This window comes from Staphylococcus auricularis, assembly GCF_051172115.1.
Classification (GTDB): Bacteria; Bacillota; Bacilli; order Staphylococcales; family Staphylococcaceae; genus Staphylococcus; species Staphylococcus auricularis_A.
The window spans coordinates 1-270 of sequence record NZ_JBPIZN010000032.1; the positions used below are offsets into that span (position 1 = coordinate 1).

Sequence of the window (270 nt, forward strand, 5' to 3'; positions counted from 1 at the left end):
GTGTGATAGTTTTTTGCCATTATTGTAATCTGCCGCTTGATTAGAACTATTAGTGTAATCGTCGATTTGTTCTAGTTCTTTATAACTATAATAATGACTGAATGAATATGTTACACGATAGATTAATTCAGCATTTTCAACTGTTGAACCCATGGCACCAGCTAAAATACCCAACGAAGTGATAAACCAAATAAGGTTAATATAGTTGACAAAAGTTGGCTGTTTTTCATTCAAACAAATCCATCTAGAAAAGAACTCTGGTGGAACAAA

1 pseudogene is annotated in these 270 nt (G+C 32.6%); it reads right to left on the reverse strand.

Features of this window, described 5'->3' with window-relative positions:
* Window positions 1-234 (reverse strand): annotated as a pseudogene (locus ACSBRB_RS10690) (hypothetical protein); the annotation flags it as partial.
* Window positions 235-270 lie beyond the last annotated feature (36 nt).